Origin of the sequence: Modestobacter caceresii (assembly GCF_000761485.1) — a bacterium.
Taxonomy (GTDB): Bacteria; Actinomycetota; Actinomycetes; order Mycobacteriales; family Geodermatophilaceae; genus Modestobacter; species Modestobacter caceresii.
The window spans coordinates 67,518-74,067 of the sequence record NZ_JPMX01000015.1 but is presented as its reverse complement, the minus strand read 5'-3'; the positions used below and the strand labels follow the sequence as shown (position 1 = coordinate 74,067).

General features: G+C 69.4%; 6 protein-coding genes. 2 read left to right on the top strand and 4 right to left on the bottom strand.

Features of this window, described 5'->3' with window-relative positions:
* Together IN07_RS05270 and IN07_RS05265 are read left to right on the top strand one after the other, a co-directional pair.
* A partial coding sequence (locus tag IN07_RS05270; protein WP_231558007.1) for a hypothetical protein occupies positions 1–413 on the top strand: 413 nt, incomplete at its 5' end.
* Complete coding sequence (locus tag IN07_RS05265) at positions 410–1,099, top strand: hypothetical protein (protein WP_036334097.1); 690 nt, start codon at positions 410–412, stop codon at positions 1,097–1,099. The genes IN07_RS05270 and IN07_RS05265, both read left to right, overlap by 4 nt.
* A 47-nt stretch (positions 1,100–1,146) precedes the next feature.
* On the opposite strand, the gene IN07_RS05260 is transcribed toward IN07_RS05265, so the two are convergent.
* The 4 genes from IN07_RS05260 to nrdR all read right to left on the bottom strand — a co-directional run bounded on the left by IN07_RS05260 (position 1,147) and on the right by nrdR (position 6,515).
* Positions 1,147–1,635 carry a Pycsar system effector family protein gene (locus IN07_RS05260; protein ID WP_156119043.1) on the bottom strand — a complete coding sequence of 163 codons (489 nt, stop codon included), beginning with the start codon at positions 1,633–1,635 and terminating at the stop codon, positions 1,147–1,149.
* A gap of 95 nt (positions 1,636–1,730) precedes the next feature.
* The gene (locus IN07_RS05255; RefSeq protein ID WP_036334093.1) at positions 1,731–2,663 is read right to left on the bottom strand and encodes a hypothetical protein; all 933 of its coding nucleotides are present in this window, start codon (positions 2,661–2,663) and stop codon (positions 1,731–1,733) included.
* 224 nt (positions 2,664–2,887) lie between these two features.
* The gene (locus IN07_RS05250) at positions 2,888–5,773 is read right to left on the bottom strand and encodes a vitamin B12-dependent ribonucleotide reductase (protein WP_036334092.1); all 2,886 of its coding nucleotides are present in this window, start codon (positions 5,771–5,773) and stop codon (positions 2,888–2,890) included.
* 130 nt (positions 5,774–5,903) lie between these two features.
* Positions 5,904–6,515, bottom strand: coding sequence for a transcriptional regulator NrdR (nrdR, locus tag IN07_RS05245; RefSeq protein ID WP_081975208.1), 612 nt, complete (start codon positions 6,513–6,515; stop codon positions 5,904–5,906).
* Positions 6,516–6,550 lie beyond the last annotated feature (35 nt).

Below are 6,550 nucleotides of genomic sequence, written 5' to 3'. Positions count from 1 at the left end.
TTCCAGCGGCACCTCTCGGCACCACAGATCAGATGTCACCTACTCGTGCAGCAGTCCCGATCCACGCGCTGCGCCTTGACCAGGTCACCGACGATGGCCACCTCATCGGCCTCGATCACCAGCCTCTGCACGAAGACGCCCGCCTCTATCTGCGCGCTCAGCGCACCTACCGGCTGCACACCGGCGCCGAACCCGGTGACCTGCTGATCGCCGAATCTCGCGCCCACGTCACCTACGCGCTCCGGCGGATCGGGGCGGAACTGAACCTGCCCGCCCCCACCAACCACGTTCCCGCCGAAGCGAAGAAGGCCGACCGCTGGCAGCAGAGCCTCGGCGTCGCTCTCCTCCCCCTCGTCGGCAACGCACTCCCCACGGAGGCCCCGAACCAGCAGAGTCCGGAGGTCGCTGCGTGACCGCCACCGTCCCCGTCAACGGCGCCGTCCTCCGTGAGCGCCTGCTGTCCTCAGCCCTCAGCGACCGGGCCTTCGCAGACAGGTCCGGTCTCGGCGACTCCGCCGTCCGCGGCATGCTGCTGCGCAACGAGGTCAACGGCAGCATCAGCGTCGCCGACCTGCGCCGGGCCGCCACCGAAGCAGGCATGACCATGGGCGAACTTTTCGACGTCCAAGCCCTCGACGAACCCGACGACAGCGCCACGGACGACGCCGCGGTTCTCGCCCAAGTGCTGCACGCCCACAAACAACGGCAGTCCGAAGACCGGCTGGCCCAAGCGCTGGGCTGGCACCTCGACCGCCTCCGCGATGCCATCACCGCGCTCGACACCCGGCTCGGCCCGGTCGGCCTCCGACTGCACCGCAACACCATGGGCGTCACTATCCGACCAGCCGATCAGCGCGCAGCGCACGCCCTTGACCGGCTCACGACCTTCAAGGACGCAGACGACGGCATCGACCACGGCACCGCCCGCATCCTCTACGCCACCTACATCGGCACCGGCTCCGCGACCGACATGTCCGCCGACCACATGATCAAGATCGGCGCCCTCGTCAACCGCAACGCCGTCACCATGGGCAGCGGCGTGGGCGCGCGGGTCCGGCTAACCGACGACGCCGCCTACGCCTTCGACGTCAGCCGCTGACCAGCGAGCAAGTGGGCAGGCACCTCGCTGGCGCCTGCCCACCCGGCTCACCACCGCTGAACGATCACCACGGCGACGGCCACCAGCGTGAGCAGCCCCAGCATCAGGCTCAGGATCGCCGCATGGGTGAGCCGGTGCTTGCGGTGAGCCACGCCAGCGTTCGCGCGCACCTGGCAGCCGATCTCGCGAGTCAGCGCATCGGCATCGACGGTCAACGCCGCCAACACCTGCGGGTACTCAGCGGCCCGGGCACCCCGGTACCGCCGGGCGATATGAGTGAAGTACAGCGGGCTGGTCGGAGGTTCCCGCCGCCACGGCTTGGCGCGCAGCCGCGGGAGCAGGGCCAGCCCGGCCAGCACACCCGCCAGGAGCACCAGCGCCCCGGACACCGCCGCGGTCACCTCCAAGGTGAGGCTGCGATCCGGGCGACCGCGGATGAGGGTGAACAGGACGCCTCCGGTCACCCCGGTCGCGGCGAGCGTGGCGCCGATCTTGGCTTCCGCGTGCCGCACCCAGTCGTTGACCAGGGTCAGCACCTTCCATGCCTGCTCCGGATCACTGGTCGGCACCGGAACCGGCTCGGGCATGGGCTCCGGCGGGAAGTCCGCCGGAGCCGGAGCCCTGCGCCACCTCAAGAGGCGAGCCCCCGCTGCCGCGCCAGCCTCGACTGCCGCTCACTCTGCGCTTTGGCCCACCACGCGTTCTGCATGTGGGTCTTCGCCAGCGCCAGCCGCGCCTCGCTGACGTCGTCCCGCGTCGTCTTCCCCCCGAGCACCGCCGCGCAGTAGTCCGCCCCGTGGTTGACGCACCACGTCGCGCCCAGCACGCGCCCGGCTGCGTCGAGATCACCGTCCGGGAGGCGGTCGATCTGGAAGTCCTCCCAGATCGACTCCGACGGCCCGTCCCCGCACGGGCAACTGAGCGCCAGGTAGTCGTTGTTCTCGATCAAGTCCCAGATCGACCCGGTCACCACCAACTCTTCGGCGTCGGCGCTCTGCGCGGCCTTCGTCGCGTAGTTCACCGCCTTCCCCGCCCACACCGGCTCCTGCTGCGCCGGGTTGCGCGGCGTCCCCACCTTCTTGACCAGGATCCGGCTGTTCGCGATACCGACCTTGTAGCCGGTGCCGATCTCGGCGATGTTGTCCCACTTGTCCTCCAGGCGCGCGACCAGGTCGAGGCTGAAGGTCTTGACCGTGATTCCAGCGCACAGCGCGCGCTGCACCCGCTTGTCGCCCCAAAACAGGGCGAAGACGCCGTCGCCCTGGATGGCCAGGAAGTCCGCGCCGAACTGGTCGAAGATCGAAACGACGTTGCCGGTCGCGGCCTCGTAGATGCTGGCCGTGGACTGCGCCCACTTGCCGGTGCCCAACTTCGTGGAGTTCTTCAGGTCCGCGACCACGGCCACGACGTCCGTGACCTTCAGCCACCGTCGCGCCGTGATCGGCAGATCGTCCACGTCCAGTTCATGACCGACGTCCTGGACGGTCGGCGTGGATGCCAGTTCCGTCTTGACCTTGCCATCGAGATCCGACAGCAGGGCATCGAGGTCAACGGCAGGGGTCATGGCCGTTGCACTTCCTTCCCATGGTGATGGCGCGCAGCGCCGTTCGGATTGGTGGTGCGGTGAAACGCCAAGGGGCGAGGTCCATTTGCTGGACCCCGCCCCCGGTGTGCGTCACGTCATCGCCAGCAGCGGCCGTGCACTATCCGTGACAACGGCGCGCACTATTGCTGACAACGGCGTGCACTACTCGCGACAACGCTGCGCACTATTGGCGACAGCCGTCATCAGCTGCAGCCGCTGGTGGAGCCGCAGCCCTCGCAGACGTAGCAGCTGCCGGCGGGGCGCATCTTCGTGCCGCAGGTCATGCACAGCGGCGCGTCGGTGGCGGTGCCGGTGACCAGCTCGAGCAGCTCGGCCGAGGAGTGGGCCTCCTTGATCGAGGTCGGGCCGGCCGGGGTGACCTTCTCCTCCACCTTGGCGGTCTCGATCGGCGCGGAGCCGCGCAGCTGCTCCAGGTCGACGTCGTCCTCCTCGACCGCCGGGGTCGAGGCCGAGGTGCCGTAGGAGCCGGCGACCTGGGCCGAGCGCTCCTCGGCGGTGAAGATGCCTAGGTTGGCGCGCTTCTCCACCGGCAGGTGGTCCAGCGCCAGGCGACGGAAGATGTAGTCCATCACCGACTGGGCGATCCGGATGTCCGGGTCGTCGGTCATGCCGGCCGGCTCGAACCGCATGTTGGTGAACTTCTGGATGTAGGTCTCCAGCGGCACCCCGTGCTGCAGGGCCAGGGAGATCCCGATCGAGAAGGCGTCCATCACGCCGGCCAGGGTCGAGCCCTGCTTGCCGAGCTTGAGGAAGACCTCACCCAGGCTGCCGTCCTCGTACATCCCGGCGGTCATGTAGCCCTCGGCACCGGCGACGCTGAACGACGTGGTGACGCTGGTCCGCTTCTTCGGCAGCCGCTTGCGCACCGGGTGCGCCAGCGCGGTGGCCGGGGCGGCCTCCGCGACCGGGGCCTCGTCCTTGGTGCCGTCGTTCTTGCCCTTGCCACCGGACAGCGGCTGGCCGACCTTGCAGTTGTCGCGGTAGATGGCCAGCGCCTTGATGCCCATCTTCCAGCCCTGGAAGTAGATGTCCGCGACCTCCTCGACGGTCGCCGACTCCGGCATGTTCACCGTCTTGCTGATCGCGCCGGAGATGAACGGCTGCACCGCGGCCATCATGCGCACGTGGCCCATCGGGGAGATGGACCGCTCGCCCATCGCGCAGTCGAACACCTCGTAGTGCTCCGGGCGCAGGCTCGGGGCGTCGACGACGTGGCCGTGCTCGGCGATGTACTCGACGATCGCCTCGACCTGCTCGTCCTGGTAGCCCAGGCTCTTCAGCGCCCGCGGCACCGTCTGGTTGACGATCTGCATGGAGCCGCCGCCGACCAGCTTCTTGAACTTGACCAGCGAGAAGTCCGGCTCGATGCCGGTCGTGTCGCAGTCCATCATGAAGCCGATCGTGCCGGTGGGGGCCAGCACGGAGGCCTGCGCGTTGCGCCAGCCGTTCTCGGTGCCGATCGCCAGGCACTCCTGCCACTCGGCGGTCGCGGCCTTGAGCACGTCGGCATCGTCGGCGCCGACCGGGCGGATCGCGTCGTTGGCGGCAGCGTGCTTGCGCATGACCCGGGCATGGGCGTCGGCGTTGCGGGCGTAGCCGTCGTAGGCACCGACGACCCCGGCCAGCTCGGCCGAGCGACGGTAGGCGGTACCGGTCATCAGCGAGGTGATGGCGGCGGCCAGCGACTGCCCGCCCCGGGAGTCGTAGGCGTGGCCGGTGGCCATGAGCATCGCGCCCAGGTTGGCGTAGCCGATGCCCAGCTGGCGGTAGGCCCGGGTGGTCTCACCGATCGGAGCGGTCGGGAAGTCGGCGAAGCAGATCGAGATGTCCATCGCGGTGATGATCAGCTCGACGGCCTTCACGAAGTTCTTGGAGTCGAAGGTGCCGTCGTCCTTGAGGAACTTCATGAGGTTCAGCGACGCCAGGTTGCACGAGCTGTTGTCCAGGCTCATGTACTCCGAGCACGGGTTCGAGGCGTTGATCCGCCCCGTCTCCGGGTTGGTGTGCCAGTCGTTGATGGTGTCGTCGTACTGGATACCCGGGTCGGCACACTCCCAGGCCGCCTTGGTGACCTTGCCGAACAGCTCACGGGCGTCGACGGTCTCGATCACCGAGCCGTCACCGCGGGCCCGCAGCCCGAAGTCGGTGCCCTCCTCGACCGCGCGCATGAACTCGTCGTTGACCCGGACGGAGTTGTTGGCGTTCTGGTACTGGACGCTGGTGATGTCCTTGCCGCCCAGGTCCATGTCGTACCCGGCGTCCCGCAGCGCGCGGATCTTGTCCTCCTCGCGCGCCTTGGTCTCGATGAACTCCTCGATGTCGGGGTGGTCGATGTCGAGGACGACCATCTTCGCCGCGCGGCGCGTGGCGCCACCGGACTTGATCGTGCCCGCGGAGGCGTCGGCCCCGCGCATGAAGGAGACCGGCCCGGAGGCCGTGCCGCCGGAGGAGAGCAGCTCCTTGGAGGAGCGGATGCGGGAGAGGTTGAGCCCGGCGCCGGAGCCGCCCTTGAAGATCAGGCCCTCTTCCCGGTACCAGTTCAGGATCGAGTCCATCGTGTCGTCGACGGCCAGGATGAAGCAGGCACTGACCTGCTGCGGGGAGGCCGTGCCCACGTTGAACCAGACGGGCGAGTTGAAGCTGAACACCTGGTGCAGCAGCATCCAGGTCAGCTCGTGCTCGAAGACCTCGGCGTCGCCCTCGCTGGCGAAGTAGTCGTGCTCACGCCCGGCCGCGCCGTAGGTCAGGACGACCCGGTCGATGAGCTGCCGCAGGCTCGTCTCGCGCTGCGAGCTGCCGACCGCGCCCCGGAAGTACTTGGTGGTGACGATGTTGGTGGCGTTGATGCTCCACTCGGCCGGGAACTCGACCCCGCGCTGCTCAAAGTTGATCGAGCCGTCCCGCCAGTTGGTCATGACGACGTCGCGGCGCTCCCACACGACCTCGTCGTAGGGGTGCACGCCCGCGGTGGTGAACACGCGCTTGACCTTCAGGCCCTTCCCCCGGCTGGGGGCCTTGGCGGTGCGGCGGTTCCGGCTGGTGGTGAGGCGGTCGGCTGTCTCGGTCATCGTGCGAGGGCTCCCTGGGTCTGACTGGTGCAGTGGTGCGGGCGGAGCGGCTGGGGAAGCCGGCGGGTGCCGGAGCCGGGTCGTGCGGTCTCCTCGTCGAGACCTGTCTAGCGGAGGGGTCGGACAGTTCTCATGGGCCGGCGGCGCTGCCGGTGTCGGCCGGTCGCGGCCGCTCGGTGGCTCGCCGGCGGGTGGTGGTCCCGGTCGCGGGGCTCTCGGTCGCGGAGGTCTCCTGGTCGCCGTCGACGGCGTCGCGCTCGACGGCTGGCGCGTCACCGGCACGGGGAGTGCTCCGGGCCGGTGCGGCGCGCAGCTCGGCGATCTCCTTCTCGAAGTCGGCGACCGAGGAGAAGCTGCGGTAGACGCTGGCGAAGCGCAGGTAGGCGACCTCGTCGAGGTCGCGCAGCGGACCGAGGATGGCCAGACCGACCTCGTGGCTGGGGATCTCGGCGCAGCCGGTGGCCCGCACGGCGTCCTCGACCTGCTGGGCCAGCAGGGCCAGCTGGTGCTCGTCGACCGGCCGCCCCTGGCAGGCCCGCCGCACCCCGGCGACGACCTTGCCGCGGGCGAAGGGCTCGCTCACGCCGCTGCGCTTGACGACCGCGAGGACGGCCTCCTCCACGGTGGTGAAGCGGCGGCCGCAGCCCGGGCAGGAGCGTCGACGGCGGGTGGTCGCCCCCTCGTCGGTCTCCCGCGAGTCGATGACTCGGCTGTCGGGGTTGTGGCAGAAGGGACAGCGCATGTCGATCTCCTCCTTCCCGAGGTGTCGCGCGAGGT

What these genes read in the sequence shown, in the direction of transcription:
- IN07_RS05255 (WP_036334093.1), bottom strand. Translation starts at nt 2,663, where the DNA reads ATGACCCCTGCCGTTGACCTCGATGCCCTGCTGTCGGATCTCGATGGC.
- IN07_RS05250 (WP_036334092.1), bottom strand. Translation starts at nt 5,773, where the DNA reads ATGACCGAGACAGCCGACCGCCTCACCACCAGCCGGAACCGCCGCACC.
- nrdR (WP_081975208.1), bottom strand. Translation starts at nt 6,515, where the DNA reads ATGCGCTGTCCCTTCTGCCACAACCCCGACAGCCGAGTCATCGACTCG.